The sequence below is a fragment of the Candidatus Competibacteraceae bacterium genome, assembly GCA_016713505.1.
In the GTDB taxonomy this organism is placed as follows: Bacteria; Pseudomonadota; Gammaproteobacteria; order Competibacterales; family Competibacteraceae; genus Competibacter_A.
In genome coordinates this window covers 670,624-696,757 of sequence record JADJPA010000001.1, presented here as the reverse complement: position 1 = coordinate 696,757, position 26,134 = coordinate 670,624, and the positions used below count along the sequence as shown (strand labels likewise).

Genomic DNA, 26,134 nt, shown 5'->3' with positions numbered 1-26,134 from the left:
CATTCACTTCAAACCACAAATAAACAGTGCGACCAATGAGCAATGCCTGAGCTGTCATAAGGAAGTGCTGGAGGATAAGCCTCTCGCTCAATCGCTCGCTGGCGTTAAAGCCGCCGATTCATTAGCGTGGTATCAAACGCTCGATACTTACCAAGGCCCGCAAGATACTTTGCATAGAAGGCACCTAGTAGGACCCCTCGCCACGCGCTTGATGGATATGAAATGCAACACCTGCCATCAAGGCAGCGACCCGCGCGAGCAAGCGCCCATCCCCCCGACCACCACCGATGCGGGTTTCACGCTGCGCAAGCGAGTCGATCCCAACGTTTGCCTGATGTGTCACGGCCGCTTCAACCACGAAGTCATGACCGGCCTGACCGACACCTGGCCTAACGTCAGGGATATGTTCAGCAACAATTGCTTGTCGTGCCACGTCGCCTTCCGCACCAACCGCCATAAGGTAAACTTCCTAAAGCCCGAGGCGATTGAGGAAGCCGGCAAGGAAAGCGGCGATAGCTGTTACGGCTGTCACGGCGGACGGCAATGGTATCGCATCAACTTTCCCTATCCACGCCATGCGTGGCCGGGAATGTCCCCGGACCAACCGGACTGGGCCAAAAATCGCATGACCGAATCCGAAGTGCGGTTTTTGCAATACATGAAAACGCCGCCGCAGCCCTCGGCTGATGCCGCCGCGCCAAAATAAACCGCCGGAACCACGGAAAGATGAACTCAAACGCACCTTTCGACTTTCTCCGCGACCGGTTGAATCTGTCGCGCCGCACCTTCATCAAAGCCAGCGCCAGCGCGGTGGCGCTCGGCGCGAGCGGGCTGCTCGAACTCAAAACCGCCCAGGACGCCAAGGCGTTCGCTTACGAACCTTATCCGCGCGACGACGACCTCACCACCGTGGTCACCAGTTGCGCCCATAACTGCGGCTCGCGCCACGCGCTGGTGGCGCACAAGAAAGGCGATGTAATCGTCCGGCTATCGACCGACGACGGCCGCTATCAAAAAGGCGGCGTTTTCGGCAAGGACACCTTCGAGGAACCCCAAATGCGCGCCTGCCTGCGGGGGCGTTCCTACCGGCAACGGCTTTATTCCGCCGAACGGCTGCTGTATCCGATGATGCGGGTCGGCGAGCGCGGTCAAGGGCGGTTCAAGCGGGTGTCTTGGGATACGGCGCTCGGTTTCGTCGCCGAAAAAATGGTCGAACTCAAGGAGAAATACGGCCCGACCGCCCTGCTCGATCAAAGTTACGCCGGCGCGTCCTACGGAGTTCTCCACAAATCCGATCAAATCGAGGGCTTGCTGGCCCGCTTCCTCGGCATGTTCGGCTGCCGGACCAGCTCCTGGTCGGTGCCGTCCTACCAAGGCACCACCTTCAGCTCGCGCATGACCTTCGGCACCATCGAGGACGGCAACGAAGACGATACCTTCGCCCATTCCAAACTGATCATCATGTGGGGTTGGAATCCGGCCTACACCTTCCACGGCGGCAACACCTTTTATTATATGCGGCTCGCCAAGCAGCGCGGCTGCAAGTTCGTGCTGGTCGATCCGCAATACACCGATTCAGCGGCGGCTTACGACGCCTGGTGGATTCCGATCAAGCCGAACACCGACGCCGCCATGATGGCCGGAATGGCCCATTACATTTTCACTAATAATCTCCACGATCAATCCTTCATCGACCGTTTCTGCTTGGGGATGGACGCGGGTACGATGCCCGACTGGGCCAAGGAGCAGGAAAACTTCAAGGATTACATCCTGGGCAAATACGACAACCAGCCCAAGACCCCGCAGTGGGCGGCCCAGATCTGCGATGTCAAGGCCGAGGATATCGAAAAGCTGGCGAAGCTGTACGCCGCCACCCAACCGGCGGCGCTCAAGGCATCTTGGGCGCCGGGCCGCAACGCCTACGGCGAGCAGTACAACCGCATGGCGGCGGCGCTGCAAGCGATGACCGGCAACATCGGCGTGTTGGGCGGCTGCGCCGAGGGCGTGGGTAAAGCTTGGCACAGCGAGGCGGTGGCCTACCCCTACGATCAGAACGCCAACATCTGGTACGCCGCCATCAAGTCCGACCGCTGGGCGCACTGCGTGTTGAACTATCCCAACGTCAAGCGCGAGGATGTCGGCCTGTGGCCGCGCAACGATCAGCTCGATGGGGTGATTCCCAACATTCGCGGGATTTTCTGGCAGGGGTCGGATTGGTTCAACCAACTGACCAACATCAACAAAGAAATCCAAGCCGTCAAAAAGCTCGATCTGGTGGTCTGCATGGACAGCACCATCACGCCGTCCGGACTCTGGGCCGACGTGCTGTTTCCGATCGCCACCCACTTCGAGCGGCACGACGTGGCGCTGCCCTGGTACAAGGGCCACTATTATATCCACCGCCCGAAAGTCATCGAACCGATGGGCGAAAGCAAAACCGACTTCCAAATCTTCACGGAACTGGCCTACCGGCTCGGTTACGGGCCGGCCTTTAACCCGCGCGCGACCCGCGATTACTTCAACCGTAACGACGAAGTCGACGAAGCCTATTTGATCGACTGGTGGCAACACAAAGTCATGGCCCACCAAGGCGTGACCATGAGCTGGGATGAATTCAAATCGCACGGCATTTATAAATTCATCCTGCCCCGACCGCATGTCGCCTTTCAGGACCAGATCGAGCAGGGCCTGCCCTTTCAAACGCCGTCCGGCAAGATCGAAATTTTCTCGACCCAACTCGCGCAAATCACCGACTGGACCAAAACCCAATACGGCTATCCGATCCCGGCGATTCCGAAGTGGGTGGAGCCGTGGGAGTACGCCCACAGCGCCAAGATCAAGGATTTTCCCTACCATTTGGTCTCGCCGCACCCCCGCTGGCGCACCCATTCGATCTTCAACAACTGCACCTGGCTGCGGGAAACCTACGAACAGGAACTTACCGTCAACGCCGACGACGCCAAGCGGCTCGGCATCCGAACCGGCGACACCGTCGAGGTCTGGAACGAGCGCGGCCGGGTGGTGGTTCCGGTTTACATCACCGAGCGCTGTATGCCGGGCGTGATGGCCTTGTATGAGGGCGCTTGGATGGATTTGGACGACAAGGGTGTCGACCGATCCGGCAATCCGGATTTTCTGACCCTCGACGAACCGAGTCCGGCGGGCGCGTTCGCGTATAACACCGTGCTGGTGAACGTCAAGAAGACCGACCTTTCACACCGTCCAGGGTGGGACCAATTGGCCACGGCGCGCTCGCATGTGTTCAGACGCGACCAATGACCAGCCTGAGGAGATGACCCTTGGCCGAGCTTCCGGAATCCGATAAAAAAGCCGCCATCAAGGCGGCGGTCAAACGGCGCAAGGAAGTCTATACGCCGGTGAAACCCGACATGCAGTTGGGGTTCATCCATCACAACGTCGACTGCATCGGCTGTCGGGCCTGCGAGATCGCCTGCAAGGACAAAAACGGCTTGCCGCCCGGACCGCGCTTCCGCCGGGTGCTGTACGTCGAAGGCGGCAAATATCCCGATGTTTACGCCTACAAGATCAATATTTCCTGCAACCACTGCGCGGAGCCGGCCTGTTTGCCGACCTGCCCAACCGGGGCCATTTTCAAGCGCCAGAAAGACGGTATCGTCGATATCGACTCCACCCTGTGCATCGGTTGCCGGCGCTGCGAAGGCGCGTGCCCCTACGGCGCGCCGCAATACGATCCAGAAGATCACCTGGTCAAGAAATGCAATCTTTGCGTGGACGAAATCGACGCCGGCCGCAAGCCCTACTGCGTCATGGCCTGCATGATGCGGGTGCTCGACATCGGGCCGATCGATAAACTGATGAGCGGCGAATGGGCCACGAAAGCGCTCGGCCCTAACGAAAAACCGGTGCGGGCCGTCAAGAACTTCGCCGATCCCGAGCTGACCCATCCCTCCATGGCCTTCGTCCCACACAGCAAAGGCAAGGTGGAATGACGGCGGCGGATCGTCCCCTGACCGCTCCGAACATCGCGGAGCCTGACTCGGCGCTCCTCGATTTCCGCCGGGCGACCGCCGACGATCTGCGCGGCCTGGCTTCGTTCCATGACGCCGAACCCACCTGGGAGTGGTTGGACGCTTTAAGGCCATCGGGTGAGGAAGGTTTTGCGCTGGGTGTAAGGCTCCAGTCTTCGCCCGGTCGGGATGCGCTCGCTCTGATGGAAGCCGCTCTTGCCGCCCTTCCCATCACCTTGGAAGCGGATGTCATCGACGAACTGGCGACCGATTTCGCCGACATTTATCTCACCCATGCGTTCCGGGCGTCGCCCTACGAATCGGTGTGGCTCGACGACGACCATCTGCTGGGCCAGGAACCGATGTTTCAGGTGCGCGCCTACTACCTCAGACACGGTTTGACCGCCGCCAACTGGCGGGTCCGCCCCGACGACCACCTGAGCCTGCAACTGCAATTTCTAGCCCGGTTATTTTCCCCGGACTCAGGCGACGGATTGCCGGAAGCGGCCCGATTCATGGACGAGCACTTGCTGCGCTGGCTCCCGCAATTCGGCCGGCGGGTCGCCGAGCGTTGCCGGACTCCCTACTTCGCCGCCGCAGCTTTGTTGACCGCCGCCTATTGCGAGGAAATCCGCGAGGTGTTGGCTTCGATTCTCGGACAGCCGCGACCGAGCGCCGAGGAAATCGCGTCGCGGATGAAGAAACGGCGACAACCGCCGCCCGCGCCGGTGGCGTTCGTGCCGGGAACCGGCCCCTCCTGGTAAGCGGCTGACCCTCGCATGAATCCCGATACCGTCTCCACCCGCGTTCGGGATGGCGCAGCCGACCCTCAGACGCCCGCCAGCGTCACCCCCCTCCGACGTTTGACCGACGCCCTCGCCGCCGTGATGATCGTTCCCGAAATCGCGGGCGAGCGCTGCGTCCACGCCCGCATCGAAACCGCGCGCTGCCGGGCTTGCGCGGACGCTTGCCCCCGAGGCGCTTGGATCGTCGACGCGGAGCAAGTGGGCCTCGACACTGAAGCGTGCGACGGCTGCGAGTTGTGCGTGCCGGCGTGCTCGGAAGGCGCGATCGTCAGCCGGCGGTTGCGCGATCCTGAAATTCGGAGCTGGAACGATCGGCCCGCCGCCTTTCGCGCTTGCGAGCGCGCCGGGGTAGCGGCCGCGACGGGCGTCGTTCCCTGCTTGCACGCCACCGGCGTCGTCAAGCTGTTGCGGCTTTACCGGCGGGGCGTCCGGGATTGGATCGTCAGCGCCGCGCCGTGCGAAAGCTGCTCGCGCGGAAATAATCCGCGCTTTCAAGCGGCGATCGATCAAACGCAACGCTTGTTGTCGAGCCGGGCGTTGCCGCCCCTGACGGTCACCGTATTGGAGCCGCAACACTGGGCGGCCCGCGCGGCGAGCGCCGCCGTCGCCACGGATTCCGCCGTCCTAAGCCGGCGCGGCTTCTTTCGCAAGGCGCTGGGCGTTGCGGCGGACGCCGTGGCGGACAGCGCCGCCGATGCGGACGCGCGCGCGTCGTTCGCGCCGGCGACGGCGTGGCTGCCCGACGCCGGCTCAAACTCCGTTCAGCTTTATCAACCGGTTATCGACCCGCACCGCTGCAACGGTTGCGACGCCTGCGCGCGCCTTTGCCCGCATCGCGCCATCGCGCTGGAACGCTCGCCGGACGGCCCGCGCTACCGTCTCGACGGCCGCCTTTGCACCGGTTGCGGCATCTGCCGGGACGTTTGCGATCAAAACGCCGCCTCGGTGCTTGCGCTACAACCCCAAGCGACCGCCGCCGTGACGCTCGTCGAACGGCGGTGTCCCGCTTGCGGGACGACCCATCACCGACCCGCCGCGACGGTTTCTGACGATGCCCTCTGCCGCATTTGCGCCCGCACCCGGCGCACCCGGCTGCTGTATCAAACCCTGGACTGACGCGGCGCGACCGCCGGACAGAACGGCTTGCAAACCGACGCCCCTCGGCTCATCGTAAGCCCAACCGGATTCCCGACGCTTCAGGTCATGCGCCCCACCGACTGGATCGCCAGCAGCCTCCATCGAAAATTCACCGCGGCGGCCGTTGCCGGCCTGCTGGCCGTTTCGCTGTTGTTTTTAGTGGTGTTCGTCAGCCTTTATCGGTCGCAAATCAACGACGAACGGGCGCGGCTGGCCGGCGAGGTCAACCAATTGCTCCAAGCCGCGCTTGAAAACGCCATGCTGAAGCGCGATCTGGACGGACTGCGCCAAATCGTCGACCGCCTGGGCCAACAAGAGGCGATCCGCTTGGTGATGATCCTCAACCCCGAAGGCGTGGTGCGCTTTTCATCAGACCCCCAGCGCATCGGCGAGCCGCTCGCCAACCGCGACGATCCGACTTGCCCCACCTGCCTGCAACCGGCCGATCTAACTCGCGAATCCGTGTTGCGCCTCGTCGACGAGCGCCAGCGCGACATCCTGCGCAGCGTGCATCCGGTCCGCAACCAACCGGCGTGCGTGCAGTGTCACGGACCGGTCGACGCCAAACCCATCAACGGCATTTTGGTGGTCGATCACGAAACCGAAACGATTCAAGCGCGGGTGCTTCACAGCACCCAACTGCTCATGGGATCGGGCGCGCTGGTGGTGCTGCTCGCGGTCCTCGGCGGTTGGTGGTTCATCCGCCGCTGGGTGCTGGCTCCGGTTTCGGATTTGGCCGGCGGCGCGGCGGCGCTGGCGAGCGGCCGACTGGATGCCCGCGTCGCCGTGACCGCTCGTGATGAAGTCGGCCGGCTGGCGGAAACCTTCAACCGCATGGCCGACCATCTGGCGCGTGGCCTGACGACCGTCAAGGAACAAGAAACGCTGTTGCAAAACGTCCTCGACGCCATCCCCGACGGCATCCGCCTGATCGACCGCGACTATCGCATCCTGCAAGCCAATCAAACCTACTGCCAGCAGTTGGGCTACACCGCCGCCGAGGTCAGCGGCGTCGCCTGCCACCGCTCAAGCCACCAGCGCGAGACACCCTGTCCGATCACCCTCATCACCTGTCCGCTGGTCGAGATCGAAAAAACCGGCCAGCCGGTCAAGGTGATCCAACAATTCATACGCCGCGACGGCGGCAGCTATCACGTCGAGATTTACGGCGCGCCGTTGCGCGTCACCATCGACGGCCGGGAACGCGCGCTGATCGTGGAATCGATCCGCGATCTCGCCAAACAGGTCGAGTATTCCCACGAGCAAAAACTCGCTACCCTGGCCCAACTCGCCGCCGGTGTCGCCCACGAAATCCGCAACCCGCTCGCCTCGATCCGCATCGCCTTGGACGCCTTGTTCGGAGTCCGCAACAATGCCGGACAGGACGAGGAGACGCTGTACGAGTACCTGCATCTGGTCAACCGGCAAATGGACAAATGCATCGACATCACCGAGCGGCTGTTGCGCTTGAGCGCCCTGCCCGGCCAATCGCCCGAACTGGTCTCGATCAATCGCGCCATCGAGGAAACCACTTCGCTGATGCGACTGGAAGCCTCCCAGCGCCACATCCAAATCGAATTGAACCTGGAGCCGGCCGAGGTCCGGGTGATGGCCTCGGAAAGCGAAATTCGCATCGTGATCATCAACATGGTGCAAAACGCCTTCCACGCCATCGCCGGGGGCGGCTCGATCGCCGTCAGCAGCCGGACCGACGGCGAGCGGGTGGAAATGCGCTTCGAGGATACCGGCACCGGCATCCGCCCCGATTATTTGCCGTATATCTTCGATCCGTTCTTCAGCCGGCGCGCGGATGGGGCGCGCGGCACCGGACTGGGCTTGTCGATCTGTCGCGCCATCGTCGAGCATTGGGGCGGCGATATTCAGGTTTTCAGTCGCCTGAGCGAAGGTGCCCGGTTCGTGGTCACCTTTCCCAACGCTGACACCAGCATTTTCGAAAGCGCCTTTGAATGAACGCGGACTTGGAGTGTTGCGGCATGAAGGACATCTTGATCGTCGAAGACGACAAAACGCTGAATACCTTGATGGCCCGCCTGTTAAAAGGCATGGGCTATCCGGTCCGCTCGGCTCTGAATTGGGAAACCGCCAAGGAGTACCTCGCCGCCCACGAGCCGGCGCTGATCCTGCTCGACTGCCGGCTGCCGGACGTCGACGGCCACCACGTCCTGCCCGAAGTCGCCAACCAATATCCGGTCATCGTGCTCACCGCCTACGGCTCGGTGCAAAACGCGGTTCAAGCCATGAAGGCGGGAGCCGCCGAATATTTAACCAAGCCGGTTAATCTGGACGAGCTGGAATTGATCGTCAAACGCACCCTCGAAACCGAAGCGCTGCGCAAGGAGCACCAATTCTACCAGCGGCAAATTCGGGCGCTCGGCCTGACCCGGATGGTCGGGCGCAGCAAAGCCTTGGCTCAGGTCAACGGCTTGATCGACGCGGTCGCTCCGTCCGATGTGACGGTGTTGATCGAGGGCGAAAGCGGGGTCGGCAAGGAATTGGTCGCCAACGAAATCCACCAGCGCAGCGCGCGGGCGCAACGCAATTTCATCGAGATCGACTGCTGCACCCTGCATCACTCGCTGTTCGAATCCGAATTGTTCGGCCACGAACGCGGCGCGTTCACCGGCGCGGATCGCAGAAAACCGGGTTTGATCGAAGGGGCGGAAGGCGGCACCTTGTTTCTCGATGAAATCGGCGAACTCGATATTTCGCTGCAAGCCAAGCTGTTGCGAGTTCTGGAATCCGGCTTCTTCCGGCGGCTGGGCGGCACCAAGGATCTGAAGGCCAACGTGCGGGTCGTCGCCGCGACCAACCGCAATCTGGAGCAGATGAGCCGCGAAGGTAAATTCCGCCGGGATCTGTATTATCGGCTGTCGAGTTTTCTCGTTCAGGTTCCGCCCCTGAGAGAGCGGCGCGAGGATGTGGCCGAGCTGGTCGAACACTTCACCGCCCATCTCGACATTCCGCTGCGGGTCAAAAAAACCGTCTCCAATCCGGCGATGAAACAACTGATCGCCTACGACTGGCCCGGCAACGTCCGGGAACTGCGCAACATCATCGAACGCGCCATCATCCTATCCGGCAACAGCCACGAAATCCGCCCGGAGCACCTCGCTTTTGGCGGGTCGGGCAACGGAGCTTCGAGCGGAACCGCCTTGACCTTCGACCACGATCCCAGTCTGGAGGAGATCGAGCGGCTGTATCTGGAAAAAATGCTGGAGAAGCATTCGGGACACCGCGCGTTCGTGGCCAAAATCCTCGGAATCAGCGAGCGAAACCTCTATCGGTTGATCCACAAACACGGCTTGGTCAGGGCTTGAAGGACCGGCGCGAGCGGCGGGCGATTAATAGCCCAACCGGGTTTGGATACGCTGGCGGATGTAAAACAGTTCGATGTAGTGGGTGATCTGCCCGATAGGCTGTTGACGGGTTTCGAACCGGCGCTGGTGGACGAGTTCGATTTTCAAGGCTCCCTAGAAGGTCTCGATGGGGGCGTTGTCGTAACAGTTGCCGCCCCGGACATGGAAGATTGGAGGCCGCGTTGACGCAGGCGTTGCCGACGCCAATTTTCCCCCACGCTCCAATTCCGGTGTTGCTTGCCCATCACGAGCTCCACTCAAAAGTCTTTATCCACGATTCCAGGAATGTTCAGACGAAATGGGATCATGCGGACGATAATCACCTAACGCCGCCATAACTGGCTATCGCTTTTCTGCGAATCGTAACGAGTTCATATTCCACGGCGCATGATCCTTATGCGCATAACGTTCGAGCTAAGCCACGCGCGCAGGAAGCCGGGCTTGGCCGTGCGGCGCAGGATAGACCACCGGCGCCGCGCGGCCAAGCCCGACTGCCGTAGCGCGTCGGCTTGAGCGAGGGGTTAGGCCTCGCTGCTGTTGCCGCCATGAGTTGATGCGAATATGATGTGTATGTTCTGATGGAGTATACATACATGCGCACGAACATCGTCATCGACGACAAGCTCATGGAGGCCACGTTGAAGGCCACCGGGATAAAGACCAAACGGGAAGCGGTCGAGCAAGGGTTGCGGACACTTCTTCGCTTGAAGCAGCAGACCGAGCTGCGCAAGCTACGCGGCAAGTACGAATGGGTTGGTGACCTGGACGCGATGAGGCGTGACAAGTGATCCTTGTTGACTCCAGCGTTTGGATCGACTTCTTCCGAAACAAGCCGACGCTACAGGCTGAGTGGCTGGACCGGAATCTTGGCGTTGAAGGGCTGGTGGTTGGCGACCTAGTGCTTGCCGAGGTTCTCCAAGGCTTCAAGGACGACAAAGGGTTCAACGAGGCCAAGCGACTGCTCGGTCAACTCGAGCAAGTAATTGTTGGCGGTACTCAACTAGCCATTCAGGCTGCGCGCAACTACCGCACGCTTAGGTCTGTAGGCGTTACGGTTCGCGGAACTGTCGATGTGCTGATTGCGACCCGCTGCCTGACAGATGGATTTCTGCTGCTGCATAGCGATCGCGACTTTGACGCTTTCGAGCAGCACCTTAGCCTACGAGTGGTGAACTGCGAGGCCTAACGACCAAGCTCACCCGCCGCCGAAAGCCCGAAGTGAAGCGAGGAACGAGCGAAACGCAGGGCTTTCGGCGGTCGGGTGCAGCGCCTTGTTGTGGCACTGTTAACGCATTTCGCGGTAGTGGCTCACTGAGGTGAGCGAGGTTATGCTAGCGCGATGAACTGTTATCATTGTGGTAGTGAGCACACGCGCAAGCATGGGAAAACAGGGAATGGCAAGCAACGTTATCAGTGTGGCGAGTGCGGGCGGAGTTTCCGGGAGGGCCCTTGCACGCTGGGGTAGCCGGAGGCGGCTAAAGAGCGGATTTTAAGGGCTTATCAAGAGCGTACCTCGTTACGGGGGTTGACCCGGATGTTCGGGGTGTCGCGTAACACGGTGGCAAAGTGGCTTAAAAAAAAGCCGAAAGCGTGCCGCCCCTAGAGGCGACCTTGGCTCCCGCCCAGCCCCAAGAGACCCTAGAATTGGACGAGTTGTGGAGCTTCGTGGGCCATCGCCGCCGGGGGGTGGTCTGGCTGTGGCTGGCGCTGTGTCGGCGTACCCGCCAGATCGTGGCTTATGCGCTCGGCCCGCGTGATGATGCCACCGCCCGGCTCCTTTGGGAGCGCATCCCGCTCGCCTATCAACGCGGCCCGCTTTGTACCGACCACTTGGAGAGCTATCACAATGTCTTGCCCGCCCCACAACATCGCGCGTGTTACCCCAAGCGGGGGCTCACCAATCACGTCGAGCGTTTCAACAACACCCTGCGCCAGCGCCTGAGTCGCTTTGTTCGCAAAACCTTGTCCTTTTCCAAATCCCTCCTCATGCACGAAATCGTTATCCGTCTCTTCCTGCATCAGTACAATTTAGACTGCTCCCATCAGTGAGCCACTACCCATTTCGCACAGATGCGTGCAATGGGTAATCTTAGGGATTAGAATTGAGAGTATGCGAATATCTTTCCTCCAACCCACTCAATCGTTCGATGGGACACTGCGTTTACTGATCGAACTGCAATCTACGCTCGGTTCATCGGAATTCGACGATTTTCGGTTTGCTGTGGCATTCGCTAAAAGCGGCCCTTTGGCAAAGTTGCGTGCGGGGTTGGAAGAGTGGAAACAAAACGGCAAAACCAGTCAAGCCATTTTCGGCATTGACCACTTTGGAACAACTCTACAAGCGCTACAATTGGCGCTGGAATTGTTTGATGACGTTTACATTACGCACACAGGCGGTTCCTGCACCTTTCATCCCAAGTTTTATCTTTTTCGAGGTTCTGATGCGGCTCGTTTATATTACGGTTCACATAACCTAACAACTGGAGGAACTGAGACCAACCTTGAAGCAGGTTTGTGCCTCAATTTAGATCTACCAGAAGATGTATTGATTTGTGATGAAGCCTATGCTGGATGGGAGGCTCTTTTACCCGGTCAGTTTGCTGGCACACAAAAATTGACGGCTGCTTTGTTGGGGCAACTGGTTTCTGCTGGGTTTGTATTGGATGAAACACAAGCGCGAACTGTCACTTTACTCAAACCGTCTCGCCCGGAAAATGATGAAAAACGGATAGTTTTGCCTACGCGTGGACACAACCCATTTGCCCGGTTGCAACCCAAACCTGCATCGCCTCGGCCAGTTGCAAACAGAAAACCAAGAGCGCGGCGGGGCACGTCTAGTCCAACAGTAAATCAACCAGTGCCCCAAGCCGCTACTAATACTACTACAAGCGAGACGTTGGTGATGCAAATCAACCCGCATCATAATGGAGAAGTGTTTCTCTCGAAGAAGGCCGTGGAGCAAAACCAACCTTTTTTCGGATTTCCCTTTACGGGATCGACAACGCCAAAGAAAGGATCGTCTAATAAACCTTATCCGCAGCGTGACCCCGATCCAGTTATCAACGTAGTCATTTATGACACTGCGGGGAACCAGTCTTTCACTAAGTCGAACTTTGCCTTGAACACAGTTTTCTATGAGGAGAAATCTGAGATTCGTGTCACGATTTCACCTGATATACGTGAAAAAATTGACCCGTTTTCGATTATGGTTATGCGCCAATCTGACACACCGGGAATTGATTATGACATTGAGATTTACAATCCCAACAGCTCAAAATACCAAGATTTCTTGGCTGTGTGTGACCAGACCATGCCTTCGGGTGGCGGACAAGCTCGCAAGTTTGGGTGGCTATAAGATGGTTCAATCAGGTTTTACGAACCACAATACATCGTTTGCCGTGATACTATTTTTGACGTGGGGGCGATTTTCGGTTGTCACCGAAATGGAAATTACTTCGCGCAGTGTCCAGCCATTCATTTTCCCGGTTTCTTGCAATGCCTGACTGCTCTGAATGCGGACTTCCTCGCCACCCGCCAATGTCTTGCTATCCCCAATGACAAAAAATGCATGGCCTCCGGGTTTTAGAACATGGTCGAGATTAGACATCACCCGCGCCATATCGCGGAAATATAAGTAAAGAAGGGCTGCCGTATTTTGACGGCGAAACCCTACCGGTTCCCCGTCGCGCGCCGCGCCGTCGTTGTTTCTACGAATATTTGACACAACGGAGCGTGCGGTTGCCGAAGGCAATCCTTCCCAATCCTCTGCATCAATCAAAGAATCTATAGTGGCGCGTCTCTTGGGGGTTATTTCTCGTGAGCCGATAAGTGCCTCCTCTACACTTGCTCGCTCTTTCGAGCGCAACGCGAAGAGCAGCAGCAGACTAAGCCGGTCGGTATCAATGTATGGTAGAGCCGTCGCGTAAGGTGGACTCGTTACAACGGCGTCCACGCTATGCTTACCCAGCCCTAGCGCCTCGAATGATGATAGGGCGCGTCCATCGCCGCGCTTAACTGTTGTAGGTTGAAATTGCGCGGGAGCGTGCGGTGAGGCTGAAGCAAAAGCCCGCAAACGGCCTCTCACTTCGCGCAGACGCGCCGAAAACAGAGCATAAACCGGCGCATCATCCAGTGGTTCAGCGCGGCGTCGAATACGCAAATCGCGTGGGTCTTGGTGTGAGACCTCGCGCACCAGAGATGAGAGCAACACTTCTAATAAGGAGCGCACACGCGGTTCAGCTACGCTTTCAATGTGTCGCCATATCCGCGCGAGTTTGTCCAATACCGGAAGCGGAAACCATGATACTAATTCGTCATGTGCAGCAGATGCGAAAGTCGAGCGCCAAAGTACTTCTTGTGTGTGATTGCTTAGCTCAGCTTCTTCCGAAATCAAGCGTTCCAAAACGCGCTCAGAATCGCTCAATATCCGGTCGCACCAGTAGGGGTCAGCTTCCAAAACACCACTTTTCGCGCCCGCAATGTGAACTGCGAGCGGATGAATGTCCAGTCCGTAGCCATGCAATCCATTGAGATACGCTTCCAGCACCACCGTGCCGCTTCCGCAAAATGGGTCAAGGACGCGTTGGCCCGGCGCTAACTGCGCCAGATTGAAGAGGCTTTTTGCTAATTGTGGATAAAACTTGCCTTTATAGGCGTGAATACCGTGTGTGACGTACTTAGGGTCTTTGCGCGCTGAGGGTGTTTTGGCATCTCCATTTTCCAGAGTCGCCTGCCATGTTGGTTCGACATGAGTCGAAGCCGGATGCCGCACACCATGTGTAAAGGTCAGTCGTGATAAGGGTCGTAGATCATAACCGTCACGGGAAATGAGTAATGTTTGGCCGCTGCGAGCATCCTCAACCTTATCCTCATATTGGGGTTGATGGCCGGTGAGAGCCGCAATTTCGCGCTCTCGTAAAATCGTTTCGTAGGGCCAGAGACGGTAAGGCGGCGGAAGCAAAAACAATCTTTGTGCAGCAGGGGGACGGCGTAGAACTAAGATTTGCTCTTGCTTCAAACGCCGTGCCGGAGCAACGAAAGAGCGTTTGTTTTCAGGAAGAGCGCGGTCAATTTCGCCCACGACATCAAAGCCAACTGTATGGGCAGCATTGGCTAATGCTTGCGAAGTGCGAACAGTCTCCCCAGCGAAAATGCCATCGCCCAATACCAGTACAGCATAACGACCTGGCCGCAATGCGCGGTACATTGCTCGTAAGGATAGTGTCATCTCCTCGCAGTAGGTGTCAAAGCCACTTTTTTGACGCTGATGGCGCAAATGTGAACCGATTTCCTGTCGACCCAGTGCTCGCGGATCAAAACCGAGCCAGAGCAGCCGGAAACGGTGATAAAGGTGGTAATCGGTCGCATTTGGATAAGGCGGTGAAGTGATGATAAGGTCGGCGCAATCAGCATCCCATGAATGCGGCCCATCCTCACCGGAGGCCCCTTCGTCACGCAGATCAATTGTTTTGAATACTGGCTGACGAAAACGTAAAAGCGGCCCCAGTTGCCGAACCTTTTTTTGATTCAGAGCGATATTAGCGGCTAATAATTTTAGTGTTTCGCCTCGTGCCACGTCACGAGGCTTCCGCGCATATCGTGTTTCACCGTCCTGAAACGACGCTTTGAGTACAGATTTGGAAAAACTCGCTAAAGCCACAGTGCGAGCCGCTTTACTACCCAACTTGGCAATGCACCAAACACCATATGCCATTTCTTCAATAGCATATGGTGCAAACCATTGGGCGAGAGTTGATTCGCGTGGAATGCAGGTTGTGTAGGATTCACGATGGCGCACTAATTCTTCTTCTAAACTTTTACCGTGTCGCGCTAAAAGTGAAAAGCGTTCAATGATTTGGCTTAGCACTTCATCATCTTCACGCCTCATGGTGGTGGTCTTGGCTTCACCAATCACTTTCGCCAGAGGGTTAGCATCCGAACTTAGTCCGCAACGGTCAAGAAGCGTAGCTTCCAAAGCTGTTGTGCCCGAACCACCAAAAGGGTCAAGGACAGTTTCTCCGCGACTTGATAAATGTTGTATTAGGTAGTGTGGAATTTGGGGAATAAATTTCGCCGGATAAGGATGGATGTCATGAGAAAGGTAGCGCGTGTCTTCTCGCGCAAACTCCCAGTCAATGCTCCGAAGTCCTTTCAAAATGGCTTCGGGTAAATGTAGACACGGCGATAGTTCCTCATCTCGCGTTGCCTCATTCATCCACTGCCCAAACAAGTTGCCAGTCGCTTCAGCGACAGTCCCTTCAAACCACTCCGGTAGTGACACTCCAGCTTCTCCAAGAGAATTTTCCAGAGCTACCTTGCGAGCAGGTGTCGTTTCAAATGTGAGTCGAGCTTTTGCCATGTTCTGAGGATTACCCAATTTTCCCAGACTTGCAAGGGAGCGCATTTTATTTTTCGCCCCGGCTATTCATGGAGTTTCGCGCAGCGCCACAACGTTTGAATTCAGCGGCGCGCTTTAGCGCGTCCGCTGGAATGAATAGTTAGGTGGTCAGCAACGGGAAGGCCACTGCTCCAGCTGGTGACGCCCAGTTCTTGACGAGTTCAGCAACCATAGCGTTGGTGCTGGTTAGCGAGACACCGGCCCGTTCCATTCTGCGCCAAGACATTTCTTCTGCGATTTGATTTGATGAGCCACACGCATCGCAAACGACCTTCACGTTAAAGCCCTCGCGAAGAGCGCTAATGGCAGGCGCGACCATACAGACATCAGTGGTTACACCAGCCATGACGAAGTTGCGTCTTCCAGTGTTGCGGCAAGCGCCGGCGAAGTGCTCATCATCCCAAGCGTTGACCACACCTTGGCGCTTGATACGTGCGACATACGCTTCTGGCAGTGCTTCCTGTAGCTCCGGCATCAATGGGCCTTGAACATGGATGTTGGTTTCTTGGCTCGAAGTAAGGACGACGGGTATCCCTGTGCCCCTCGCAAACTTGGCAAGAATGATCACGTTCCGTTGCAACAAAGCCAATGGCGTCGTGCTCGCCCATGTATTCGTTCCGACTTGGTGATCTATGAGAATGATTGCCGTGTCTTCGATGTTGAAGGTGTTCATAAGAGTTCTCCAGTGGTTTCTGAGGGCTTTCGGAAATTGTAGGCGCACCCTCATGGACACCTAACGTAGAGTTAACCGGCGCTGCGCGGCATTATCGCGCAGCGTCCGTGTTGAGCGCTAGGTTAGGCTGTAGTCTTAGGTAGCATTGCATCGGAACCTCAAAATAACGGTGACTAGCTAAAGATACCAATATGAGCACAAAGAAAAATAAAGCCATGAACAAAGGCGAATAGAAAATGCCCTGGTTAATCCCCAGTTTCGTCGTAACCAGAGCTGCCGCCAACTGCAAAGGAAAATGAAGAAGGTACGAAGAATAAGAAATGTCACCAACAAACGAAAATCTTTTGCCCAATGTTCCTCTTTTTGTTTCAACCAAAGCCAAGGACATGATGGTTAATGGAAAGAGTGCTAATGAAAAATTAGAAACAATTTGTCTAATAATCGAATAGTTTTCGTAAAATGCAAGGCCATGATTAGGATTCGTTGCCACTATTGGCGCCAGCCATGCAACAAAAGCAATAAAAGGCAGCCAAATAGAAACCTTCCAGGAATCACCAGATTTAATAATCTTCCTGTAAGCGATAAAGACAAGCCCGCCAAGAAAAAAATAGATTATTCCGCTTCCAACGAAGCTATTAAATCTGTACGCGAAATACCCAAGAACAATTGCAGAAATCAATACAATTATATTTCTATAAAATATCCGGCAGAATACGAAGAATATTGAATACAGCAATATCTCAACGGATACCGACCATATGGGGGCATTAAATGAATGCCCTTTTTCAAGACCCCATGAGGACGCAAAAATTAAATTGAGCAACAGATGATAGGCGTCATTGAATGGATAGACAAACGACGAATTCGTGATGCCTGCATAGGCAAACTGTCCAATTGCAACAAATATTAGGGTTGCGAAGTGAAGAGGGTATAGTCGTGACAACCTGAGAACTGAGAATGATTTCAGTGAAATGGCTTTATCAGCAATGCGTTGTGAATACAACCAGAAGAAGATAAACCCAGAAAGGCAGAAAAACAGTTGAACAGCCGCGTGGCCATTTTTATAAAAAATATAAAGTACTTCAAACAAGGGTTGCTTATCAACGAAGAACATTGCCCCCTGCTTGTTGAGGGGGAAGAAAAAGTGTTGCCAGTGCCATAGCACTACGCAGAGTGCTGCCACTCCACGCAGTACGTCGAGAGAATAAAATCGTTTGGGGATATTTGGTGTCATGTAGGGTCTAACGGGGCGGCGGATAAGCCGCGAGGGCGAGAAAGCCGCAGGCTTTTTCGCCTGAAGTCGGCTTGATCCGCGTGGTTGTGCGGCGCTTCGCGCCGCGCAAGCCGCGGATGCTTATCCGCCGCCCCGTTGTCGCGGGCGCGAAGCGTCCGCGACAACGCTTGAGTTAAGCCGCCCCGCAGCGGGGCGGCGGACACGTGCTAGCGTAGCGCAGGCACGTGGCCGATGCCACGATGCGGGGTCGGCTTGAACGAATTGTTAGCCGCCTGCTGCAGAAAGCAACTCATCATAGGCGGAGAGCATCGCAGCTACTGCACCCCATTTATTGTCTAGGGACAATAGTATCTCTAGTGGATGAGAGCCACGCCGCACGGACTTCGCTATTGCCCAAAGAAGATAGTCCAGCGTGACCGGGGAGTCGGCCACCTCAAATGCATGCGTCGTGTTAATTGCTGCGTGCGCAGGAAACTTTGCATTAGCGTCTGCAATTGCCTGCTTCAATTTCTCGCTCTTTCCATGGAGAGCAACCATTTTATGTGCTTCCAGTGCTGCCTGATGTTGAACTGCGACAGCTTGAGCAGCCTCCAGCTGCGCCCGCAGTTGCACCAGCTCCTCCGCAGTAGGCTGAGGAACTTTGGTATCCGAGCCTAGCGTGCGTAGAAGTAACTCGAACCTCTCTTGGTATAAATCCTGATCTGTAAAATCACCGTAGAACTTGCCCTTGAGGAACCCGGGAAGATCGACTTTCTCTAGCAGTAGGGGCAGCACGACAGTGCGCCCCTCATCAATCTCACGGTTTGATGCGATGTCGAGCTCACGTGTGACCCAAGGACTATCGATCGAAGCTCTGGACAAGATAGCAGCGACATAGTCCACCTGATCAAGTCCGTTTCTAATTTTTTCTATCAGTGAGTCACCGATATTGATCTCCGCTTCGTCTATCCAGACAGCATGGCCAGCCAAGCGAAGATCGCCTGCTAACTTGCGAGCAAAGGCTTTATCGGCATGAGAATGGCTAAGAAAAATGCTGCTCACTGAAACTCCCCTGTAGCGGCTAACGGGGCGGCGGATAAGCCGCGAGGGCGAGAAAGCCGCAGGCTTTTTCGCCTGAAGTCGGCTTGATCCGCGTGGTTGTGCGGCGCTTCGCGCCGCGCAAGCCGCGGATGCTTATCCGCCGCCCCGTTGTCGCGGGCGCGAAGCGTCCGCGACAACGAGCAAGCTCAGGCGCGCCGCGAAGCGGCGTCGCCTGCAGCGGTTTGTTAGCCGTCATTGGCCTGCTCCCACTGATCTTCATCTTCAACTGGTTGAGGAAGCCGACCTTCAAGCCAATCTCTTGCCTGCTCCGGGGTGAACTCATTGCTGTGGCATTCTATAACCCACGACAGGAATTCCGATGGCCCACCGTTCATATACGGCGGAGGCGACACCGGCATAAACACAGTAGGAAGTCGCTCGTTTAGTGAGAGGTAGTTGAGCACGTACCCGAACTCTTGCACGGTATGCCAGGCGAGTTGATGTGAGATGTCGATGGAGAATTTTACCCACCAGCCAGCACTTTCAGAATTGCCTGTACCGATAGAGCCAAAGATAGCTGGGACTCTCTGGAGATACTCCAGAAGAGGTTCAAAAGTACCTCGCTTCGTCATGACGGCTAACGGGGCGGCGGATAAGCCGCGAGGGCGAGAAAGCCGCAGGCTTTTTCGCCTGAAGTCGGCTTGATCCGCGTGGTTGTGCGGCGCTTCGCGCCGCGCAAGCCGCGGATGCTTATCCGCCGCCCCGTTGTCGCGGGCGCGAAGCGTCCGCGACAACTAATGATTATGTAGTTTCCGTCTATCTACCATAATCGACTCTCTTTGACAAGAAGCAATTGATCTTGCTAATCTTTATCAGCAGTCTATCTTTCAACACCAGCGCCATTGCCCCGGAAATATCCCCATGCTCGCCGTCCCTTCGGAACTCGTCCATCGCTACGAGGCGTGGTTGGCACACCGGAACGTCATGACCGGACAAAGGCCGCACTATCACAAGTGGCTGCGTTATTACTTGGACTTTTGTCATAAATATGGCTTCGCACCAACAGCTCGCCCGAGCTTGCCCGCTTTTCAGGAAAAATTGCGCGCCAAGCTCCAGCCGGAACCCCTGCGCCAACAAGCCGAGCACGCGGTATCGCTATATTGGCAAATGGTTGCTCCGTCCGCCGTCAAACCGCGTTCGCCACAGGCTATCGGGACCCCGCAAAAGAGCGAGGTCGGCCGCACCGCACCCGGCGCAGCGGAGGGCGAACCCAACCGCCGGCCAGCGGAAAAACCTCGGATTGGGATAGATCCCACCCCAGCAGCTTCGTCAGCCGACCCCGCCCGGCAACCCGAAGGAGCAACGGTGCCGTTTTCTCGCCCGTCACCACCGGCACCCGTTCACCGCTTTACCCGGCAAGAAACGGATACGGCGGACGGCGCGCCGAGCCTTCCCGCAAAATTCATCCCGGCGCGCTCGCGAAGGGAATCAGCGCATCCCGTTGGATCTGACTCGACCGGAGCCTGCTGGATGTGGGTTTACGATGGGCTGTCTTCAGCGATCAAGGTCCGGCATTACTCCTCCAAGACTTTGGAAGCCTATCAAATCTGGACCCGAAAATTTCAGACCTTCACCCGCAGCAAAAACCCACGATCACTTTCGATGGAGGACGTCAAGGGTTTCTTGAGCTTTTTGGCGACCCACAGAAAGATCGCGGCCTCCAGCCAAAACCAGGCGTTCAATGCGCTGCTGTTTCTCTTCAAACACGTGCTTGAAAAGGAATTCGGAAAGGTCGAAGGCGTAGTCAGAGCCAAACGCAAGCCTTATATCCCCACCGTGCTGTCGCGAGAGGAAGTGGATCGCATCGTCGCTCGGCTCGATATGCCGTATGCGCTGGTGGCGAAATTGCTGTACGGGTGCGGCCTGCGCCTGTTCGAGTGCTTGAAGCTGCGCGTGCAGGACTTGAATTTTGCCATGCGGGTGCTGACCGTGCACGACGGCAAAGGTCAAAAAGACCGTACGGTGCCACTGCCAGAGGCGCTGGTGGTCGAGCTAAGAACACAACTGGACGAAGCGGTGCGAGTGCATGAAGCGGATTTGGCCGCCGGCTACGCGGGGACGTTCTTGCCGGCCGCGCTAGGGGAGAAGTACCCGCGCGCCGCCAAGGAACTTGGATGGCAGTGGCTGTTTCCGGCCACGACGTTGACTCGCGCGCCCGACAGCGGCGATCTTCGGCGCGCTCATTTGCACGAAACGCGGGTGCAAAAAGCCATCAAAGACGCGGTGCGCCGCTCCAGGATTCTCAAACGCGCCTCCGCGCACACCTTTCGTCATAGCTTCGCCAGCCATTTGTTACAAGCCAACTACGACATTCGCACGATCCAGGAGTTGCTGGGGCACAGCGACGTCCGCACCACGATGATTTATACCCATACCGTCAGAAGCGTCACGCTGAAGGAAGCCAAAAGCCCGCTCGATTTCTAGGCGCGACCGATGGCGACTCCCAGTATTGTCCAAGATTATTTTCCCCTTCTCGATCTAAAGGTTAAACGACCCTCGTTTGAGAGCGCCAGATCCCCCACAAATTAGCCTGAAGGGCTGAAGGTCTGTTTGGCGGCGGCGATGCCGAGGGCGAAGGCATGGATTTTTTGAATGCCTTCCCAGATCGCATCGGGGGTAAGCGACCGATCTGACCATCCTGCCCTTCCGATCCGATCAAAATGGGTTAAACCGGGCACTTACGGTCGCCCTGCCAAAACCGCCGTTCTTTCGCTAAGCTTGTCATAGTCGATTTTGCGCGGGAGAGTGTTTGATGAAAGTTCGGTTCAGTCTGGCGGTGTCACTACTATTGCTGGCCTCGATGCCAGCCCGTGCCGGCAACGGCTGGAGTAATGTCGCTTATCCCTTGACGGGACGGCCGGAAAGCATCGGTTCCACCAGCAGCGGCTGCATCGTCGGCGCGGCGACGCTGCCGCTGGTGGGCGACGGCTATCAAGCCATGCGCGTCAGCCGCAACCGCTACTACGGCCATCCGCTGCTGATCCGGTTTGTGGAGCGGCTGGGCCGTTACGCCGGGGCGCAAGGCGGCCGCTTGCTGGTGGGCGACTTGGCGCAACCTCGCGGCGGCCCGATGCCCGGCGGTCATGTCAGCCATCAAGTCGGACTGGACGCCGACATTTGGTTCATGCAACCGCCGCGCGACCGCGTGCTCAACCGCCAGGACATCGAAGCCTTCGGGGCTCCGTCGATGATCGTCGCCACTGAAGGCACCCTTAATTATGCCAACTGGTCGCCGCGCTATCGGGACACCTTGAAACAGGCGGCGCTAGCGCCCGAAGTCGACCGCATTTTCGTCAACGCCATCATCAAAAAGGCCTTGTGCGACAGCGAAACCGACCGACGCTGGCTGAGCAAAGTACGGCCCTGGTGGGGGCACGACGCGCATTTTCACGTCCGGCTGGCCTGTCCCCCCGATTCTGGCCAATGCCAGTCGCAGAAACCGTTCCCGCCCGGCGACGGCTGCGATCCCGACCTGAACAATTGGGTCCGGGATATCGTACAGGCGACCCTTCATCCCAAGCCGCGCAAGAAACCCAGGCCGCCATCCACGGAAAATTTACCCGTCGCTTGCTATTCGGTGCTGAACAGTCAAACGGCGTGGCGACAGCAAGATTCGGTCAAGCTGAATCAGGCTTACGCGCCTTATCCAGCTTCAGAGCCGCCGAATTGATGCAATAGCGCAGGCCGGTCGGTCGCGGACCGTCGTCGAAAACGTGGCCTAAATGCGCGCCGCAATCCGCGCACAACACCTCGGTGCGGCGCATGAACAGGCTGCGATCCTCGGCGGTGGCCACGCTGGCCGGCTGGACCGGCTCCCAGAAGCTGGGCCAGCCGCTGCCGGAATCGAACTTGGTCTCGGAATCGAACAGGGCTTTGCCGCAACAGGCGCAGCGGTAAACGCCCGGTTCGTGACAGTCGTGATATTCGCCGGTAAACGCGCGTTCCGTGCCTTTTTGGCGGCAAATGGCAAACTGCTCGGCGCTCAGTTGGGCGCGCCATTCGGCCTCGGTCTTGCTGATTTTTTCGCTCATAAACCTTCCTAACACCGTTTCAAGAGGCAGCTTCTGCACCGGCCTGCGTTTAAGAGGCATCGCCAAACGCTTTAGCCATTTCTCTCAGCGTGAATTTCTGGAGTTCGCAACCGCGCGTTTGCGGCCTGTGTCCGACGATTTCCAGCCGTTTAGGGAAGTACTGCCGGGTTAATTGTAGCTCGATTGGCTAGACCATCATCTTCTTAAACCGGAATTTTACCAACCCTAAGACCGAAGCACGGCCACTTGAGAAAGGGGAACGATCATGAATTTTCAATGGGACGATCCGCTGTTGCTGGATCAGCAACTCACCGCAGGGGAACGGATGGTGCGCGACGCCGCGCACGCTTACTGCCAGGAAAGGCTGGCTCCGCGCGTCCAGCAAGCTTTTCGCCACGAAAGCACCGACCCAAACATCTTCCGCGAGATGGGCGAGCTGGGCCTGCTCGGCCCGACCATCCCCGGCGAGTACGGCGGCGCCGGTCTGAACCATGTCAGCTACGGCCTGATCGCCCGCGAAGTGGAGCGGGTCGATTCCGGCTACCGCTCGATGATGAGCGTGCAATCCTCGCTGGTCATGATGCCCATCTACACCTTCGGCACTGAACCCCAAAAGCAGAAGTACCTGCCCAAGCTGGCCACCGGCGAACGGATCGGCTGCTTCGGCCTGACCGAACCCAACCACGGCTCCGATCCCGGTTCGATGATCACCCGCGCCAAAGCCGCCCCCGGCGGCTACCAGTTATCCGGCGCCAAGACCTGGATTTCCAACAGTCCCATCGCCGATACGTTCGTGGTCTGGGCCAAGAACGACGCCGGCCAGATTCGCGGCTTCATCCTCGACAAGGGCATGAAGGGCCTCAGCACGCCGGTCATCTACGGCAAGGTCGGCCTGCGCGCCTCCGTCACCGGCGAAATCGTCATGGATGAGGTATTCGTCCCCGCCGAGAACGAATTCCCGGATGTCAGCGGCCTGAAAGGTCCCTTCACCTGCCTCGACTCCGCCCGCTACGGCATCGCCTGGGGCGCGCTGGGGGCGGCCGAGGACTGCTGGCACCGCGCCCGGCAATACGTGCTGGATCGCCGGCAGTTCGGCCGGCCGCTCGCCGCCAACCAGTTGATCCAGAAAAAACTGGCCGACATGCAAACCGAAATCACTCTGGGCCTGCAAGGCTGTCTGCGGCTGGGCCGGATGAAGGACGAAGGCACGGCGGCGGTCGAGATCACCTCGCTCCTGAAACGCAACAGTTGCGGCAAGGCGCTGGAGATCGCCCGCCTGGCCCGCGACATGCTGGGCGGCAACGGCATCTCCGACGAATACGGCGTCATCCGCCATCTGGTCAATCTGGAAGTGGTGAACACCTATGAGGGCACTCACGACATCCACGCCCTCATTCTCGGGCGGGCGCAAACGGGCATCGCCGCTTTTAGCCACTAAGCTTTCCACGACAAATGCCCTGACCGTACCGCGGGGCGGTTCGGTATCAAACCGAAGGATTTTCAGTCCGCGGGCGAGCGCGTTTTTCCAGCGCCTCCCAGACGTGTTCGGCCAAGCCGACGCCGACCTCGTTGAAGGCCAGGAACGTCATATCCGCGCCCGCCGCTTTCAGAGCCTTTTCCTCTTCGGGGTAACTGCTGATCGCCCCGATCAAGCCCTTGAAGCCGTGCCGTCGCAGTTGCTCGGTGGCGATGCGCTTCGCTTCCCGGTCCGGCATGGCCAGAATCACCGCCTTGAGTCCATCCAGATGCAAGCGATGCCAGAAGCCGGGATCTTCGGCATCGGCATACACCACCCGCCGACCGTCATGAATGTGCCGCTCGACCTTGACCAAATCCGAATCGATGCCCGACACCAGCCGCACCTTATGGCTTCCGGAAACGTTTTGGCGCTTTTTGAGGAAATCGTAAGCCGCGGTACCCGCATGGCCCATTCCCAGGATCAGGATTTGCGTCTTACCCAAGGAGACCGGCTGTTCGTCGGGATGCCGTTCCGACCGCTCGAAGCGGGCCAGCCACGTTTCCAAGCGCTCGTACAGATCGTGGGCAAAGCGATTCAGCGGCGCGCCCACCACAAAGGACAGCGCCACGGTCAACGCCAGCAACACTAACCAATCCGCGCCCAACTGGCCGTTGCCGACCATGAACTTGACCACGATCAGGGCAAACTCGCTGTAGCTGGCCAGCGCCAGCGCGGTCAGAAACGCGGTGCGGGCGCGCAGCCGAAAGCCGATCAAAATGAAAAACAACAGCATCACCTTGAGCGGCAAAAGCAGGGTCAACAGTACCGCACCGCCCACGATAGCCGGGCTCGGCCAACCGAGCAGGCCAATTTGCAGGAAAAACCCGACCAGCAACACCTCCTTGAGCGACCATAGCGACCGGGATAATTCCATGGCGCGGGGGTGGCCGGCCAGCATCACGCCCAGCAGTAGCGCCCCCAGCTCCGAACTCAGCCCGAGCCACTCGAAACCCAGCCCGCCGATCACCAGCGCCAACGCTAAGCCGTATAGGACCTGCAATTCATCGTGGCCGCTCCAGTCCAGCACCTTTTTGATGGCGGGCTGCAACAAGGGCAACCCCAACGCCAGCAAAGCCCGCGGCGTCGGCGTCGCCGCGCCCGCCAGCGCCATCAACGCCAAGGCCACCAAATCCTGAATGATCAAGATGCCGATGGCCAGCCGGCCGTGAAAGGCCCGTAGCTCGGCCTTTTCCTCCAATGCCTTGGCGGCCAGCACCGTGCTGGAAAAACCCAACGTGGCCCCCAGCAACAGCGCCAGCCCCAACGGCAAAGCGGTCCCCACCCACAGCCCCGCGCCCAGCAATAGGGTGATAACGAGCAGGTGCAACCCGCCACCGCCCCAAACATCCGGGCGGATCAGGCTTTTCAAGCGCAGCTTGAGCCCGACGCCAAACAGCAGCAACAACACGCCGGCATGGGCGATGCGATCGAGTAATTCACTGCTCTGCTGGCCCGAGGCGTTCAGTACAAACCCGGCCGCCAGATAGCCGACCAGCGCCGGCAACCCCAAATGCCGGACCAGCAGGCCCAACAGAAAAGCAAGCGCCAGCCAAAGCGCATCCATTGCCGGTAAAACTTCGAGTTGGAGTTCTTAGGCTTGCTTGAATAACCGTACTAAATACAACAGCACCACGGCGCCGACCGTGGCGGTAATGAGTTGGCCGATCGTGCCTACGGCGGCGAGACCTAGCAGCCGAAATAGAAACCCACCGATAAAGGCACCCACCACGCCGATCGCCAGATTGCCGACCAAACCCAGGCTGCCGCCGCGCATGAAGGTCGACGCCAGCCAGCCCGCCACCAGACCGATCAACAAAAACCCGATCAAACTCATCGTCATTTACCTATAGTTGTTTTAGAGACAGGACCGATGATAATAAATTTCAATGAC

General features: G+C 57.8%; 23 protein-coding genes. 15 read left to right on the top strand and 8 right to left on the bottom strand.

Annotated features, from left to right (window positions below):
- The first annotated feature begins 217 nt into the window (after nt 1–217).
- The 12 genes from IPK09_03210 (at nt 218) to IPK09_03155 (ending at nt 12,664) form a co-directional block, all read left to right on the top strand.
- A complete protein-coding gene (locus IPK09_03210; GenBank protein MBK7982625.1) occupies nt 218–706 on the top strand; it encodes a hypothetical protein in 489 nt (162 codons plus the stop codon).
- A gap of 20 nt (nt 707–726) precedes the next feature.
- Nucleotides 727–3,279 (top strand): molybdopterin-dependent oxidoreductase, encoded by a 2,553-nt coding sequence (locus IPK09_03205; protein MBK7982624.1) that lies wholly within the window; start codon nt 727–729, stop codon nt 3,277–3,279.
- Between the two features lie 110 nt (nt 3,280–3,389).
- Nucleotides 3,390–3,971, top strand: a complete 582-nt coding sequence (locus tag IPK09_03200) for a 4Fe-4S dicluster domain-containing protein (GenBank protein MBK7982623.1) — start codon at nt 3,390–3,392, stop codon at nt 3,969–3,971.
- Nucleotides 3,968–4,753, top strand: coding sequence for a molecular chaperone TorD family protein (locus tag IPK09_03195; GenBank protein MBK7982622.1), 786 nt, complete (start codon nt 3,968–3,970; stop codon nt 4,751–4,753). Before IPK09_03200 ends, IPK09_03195 begins: the two co-directional genes overlap by 4 nt.
- A 15-nt stretch (nt 4,754–4,768) precedes the next feature.
- Nucleotides 4,769–5,911, top strand: coding sequence for a 4Fe-4S binding protein (locus IPK09_03190; protein MBK7982621.1), 1,143 nt, complete (start codon nt 4,769–4,771; stop codon nt 5,909–5,911).
- Between the two features lie 87 nt (nt 5,912–5,998).
- A complete protein-coding gene (locus IPK09_03185; protein MBK7982620.1) occupies nt 5,999–7,903 on the top strand; it encodes a HAMP domain-containing protein in 1,905 nt (634 codons plus the stop codon).
- Nucleotides 7,904–7,926: 23 nt separating this feature from the next.
- Complete coding sequence (locus IPK09_03180; GenBank protein ID MBK7982619.1) at nt 7,927–9,270, top strand: sigma-54-dependent Fis family transcriptional regulator; 1,344 nt, start codon at nt 7,927–7,929, stop codon at nt 9,268–9,270.
- A gap of 632 nt (nt 9,271–9,902) precedes the next feature.
- Nucleotides 9,903–10,097: a type II toxin-antitoxin system VapB family antitoxin gene (locus tag IPK09_03175; protein MBK7982618.1), complete on the top strand. Its 195-nt coding sequence runs from the start codon at nt 9,903–9,905 to the stop codon at nt 10,095–10,097.
- Nucleotides 10,094–10,495 (top strand): PIN domain nuclease, encoded by a 402-nt coding sequence (locus IPK09_03170; GenBank protein ID MBK7982617.1) that lies wholly within the window; start codon nt 10,094–10,096, stop codon nt 10,493–10,495. Before IPK09_03175 ends, IPK09_03170 begins: the two co-directional genes overlap by 4 nt.
- Nucleotides 10,496–10,795: 300 nt before the next feature.
- Nucleotides 10,796–10,912, top strand: a complete 117-nt coding sequence (locus tag IPK09_03165) for a hypothetical protein (protein MBK7982616.1) — start codon at nt 10,796–10,798, stop codon at nt 10,910–10,912.
- Entirely contained in the window at nt 10,900–11,358 is a 459-nt protein-coding gene (locus IPK09_03160; GenBank protein ID MBK7982615.1) for an IS1 family transposase, read from the top strand. The genes IPK09_03165 and IPK09_03160 overlap by 13 nt, the downstream gene beginning before the upstream one ends.
- A 61-nt stretch (nt 11,359–11,419) precedes the next feature.
- The gene (locus tag IPK09_03155; protein ID MBK7982614.1) at nt 11,420–12,664 is read left to right on the top strand and encodes a phospholipase D family protein; all 1,245 of its coding nucleotides are present in this window, start codon (nt 11,420–11,422) and stop codon (nt 12,662–12,664) included.
- Between the two features lie 6 nt (nt 12,665–12,670).
- Here IPK09_03155 and IPK09_03150 read toward each other — a convergent pair whose 3' ends face one another.
- From IPK09_03150 to IPK09_03130, 5 genes are all read right to left on the bottom strand, one after another.
- A complete protein-coding gene (locus IPK09_03150) occupies nt 12,671–15,712 on the bottom strand; it encodes a restriction endonuclease (GenBank protein MBK7982613.1) in 3,042 nt (1,013 codons plus the stop codon).
- A 94-nt stretch (nt 15,713–15,806) separates the two neighbouring features.
- A complete protein-coding gene (locus IPK09_03145) occupies nt 15,807–16,379 on the bottom strand; it encodes an isochorismatase family protein (GenBank protein MBK7982612.1) in 573 nt (190 codons plus the stop codon).
- A gap of 91 nt (nt 16,380–16,470) precedes the next feature.
- Complete coding sequence (locus IPK09_03140) at nt 16,471–17,613, bottom strand: acyltransferase (protein MBK7982611.1); 1,143 nt, start codon at nt 17,611–17,613, stop codon at nt 16,471–16,473.
- Nucleotides 17,614–17,877: 264 nt separating this feature from the next.
- Entirely contained in the window at nt 17,878–18,654 is a 777-nt protein-coding gene (locus IPK09_03135) for a toll/interleukin-1 receptor domain-containing protein (protein MBK7982610.1), read from the bottom strand.
- Between the two features lie 19 nt (nt 18,655–18,673).
- Nucleotides 18,674–18,943: a hypothetical protein gene (locus tag IPK09_03130; protein ID MBK7982609.1), complete on the bottom strand. Its 270-nt coding sequence runs from the start codon at nt 18,941–18,943 to the stop codon at nt 18,674–18,676.
- 857 nt (nt 18,944–19,800) lie between these two features.
- On the opposite strand from IPK09_03130, the gene IPK09_03125 reads away from it, so the two are divergent.
- Together IPK09_03125 and mepA are read left to right on the top strand one after the other, a co-directional pair.
- On the top strand, nt 19,801–21,117 hold the full coding sequence (locus IPK09_03125) for an integron integrase (protein MBK7982608.1): 1,317 nt from the start codon (nt 19,801–19,803) through the stop codon (nt 21,115–21,117).
- A gap of 328 nt (nt 21,118–21,445) precedes the next feature.
- Nucleotides 21,446–22,363, top strand: coding sequence for a penicillin-insensitive murein endopeptidase (mepA, locus tag IPK09_03120; protein ID MBK7982607.1), 918 nt, complete (start codon nt 21,446–21,448; stop codon nt 22,361–22,363).
- On the opposite strand, the gene msrB is transcribed toward mepA, so the two are convergent.
- Nucleotides 22,311–22,724: a peptide-methionine (R)-S-oxide reductase MsrB gene (msrB, locus tag IPK09_03115; GenBank protein ID MBK7982606.1), complete on the bottom strand. Its 414-nt coding sequence runs from the start codon at nt 22,722–22,724 to the stop codon at nt 22,311–22,313. The genes mepA and msrB overlap by 53 nt on opposite strands.
- Before the next feature lie 265 nt (nt 22,725–22,989).
- Here msrB and IPK09_03110 point away from each other — a divergent pair, with 265 nt between their 5' ends.
- Entirely contained in the window at nt 22,990–24,162 is a 1,173-nt protein-coding gene (locus IPK09_03110) for an acyl-CoA dehydrogenase (GenBank protein ID MBK7982605.1), read from the top strand.
- A 46-nt stretch (nt 24,163–24,208) separates the two neighbouring features.
- Here the strand turns inward: IPK09_03110 and IPK09_03105 are convergent, their stop codons facing one another.
- Both IPK09_03105 and IPK09_03100 read right to left on the bottom strand, forming a co-directional pair.
- Nucleotides 24,209–25,807, bottom strand: a complete 1,599-nt coding sequence (locus IPK09_03105; GenBank protein MBK7982604.1) for a cation:proton antiporter — start codon at nt 25,805–25,807, stop codon at nt 24,209–24,211.
- Between the two features lie 27 nt (nt 25,808–25,834).
- Nucleotides 25,835–26,077, bottom strand: coding sequence for a GlsB/YeaQ/YmgE family stress response membrane protein (locus IPK09_03100; GenBank protein MBK7982603.1), 243 nt, complete (start codon nt 26,075–26,077; stop codon nt 25,835–25,837).
- Between the last annotated feature and the right edge of the window lie 57 nt (nt 26,078–26,134).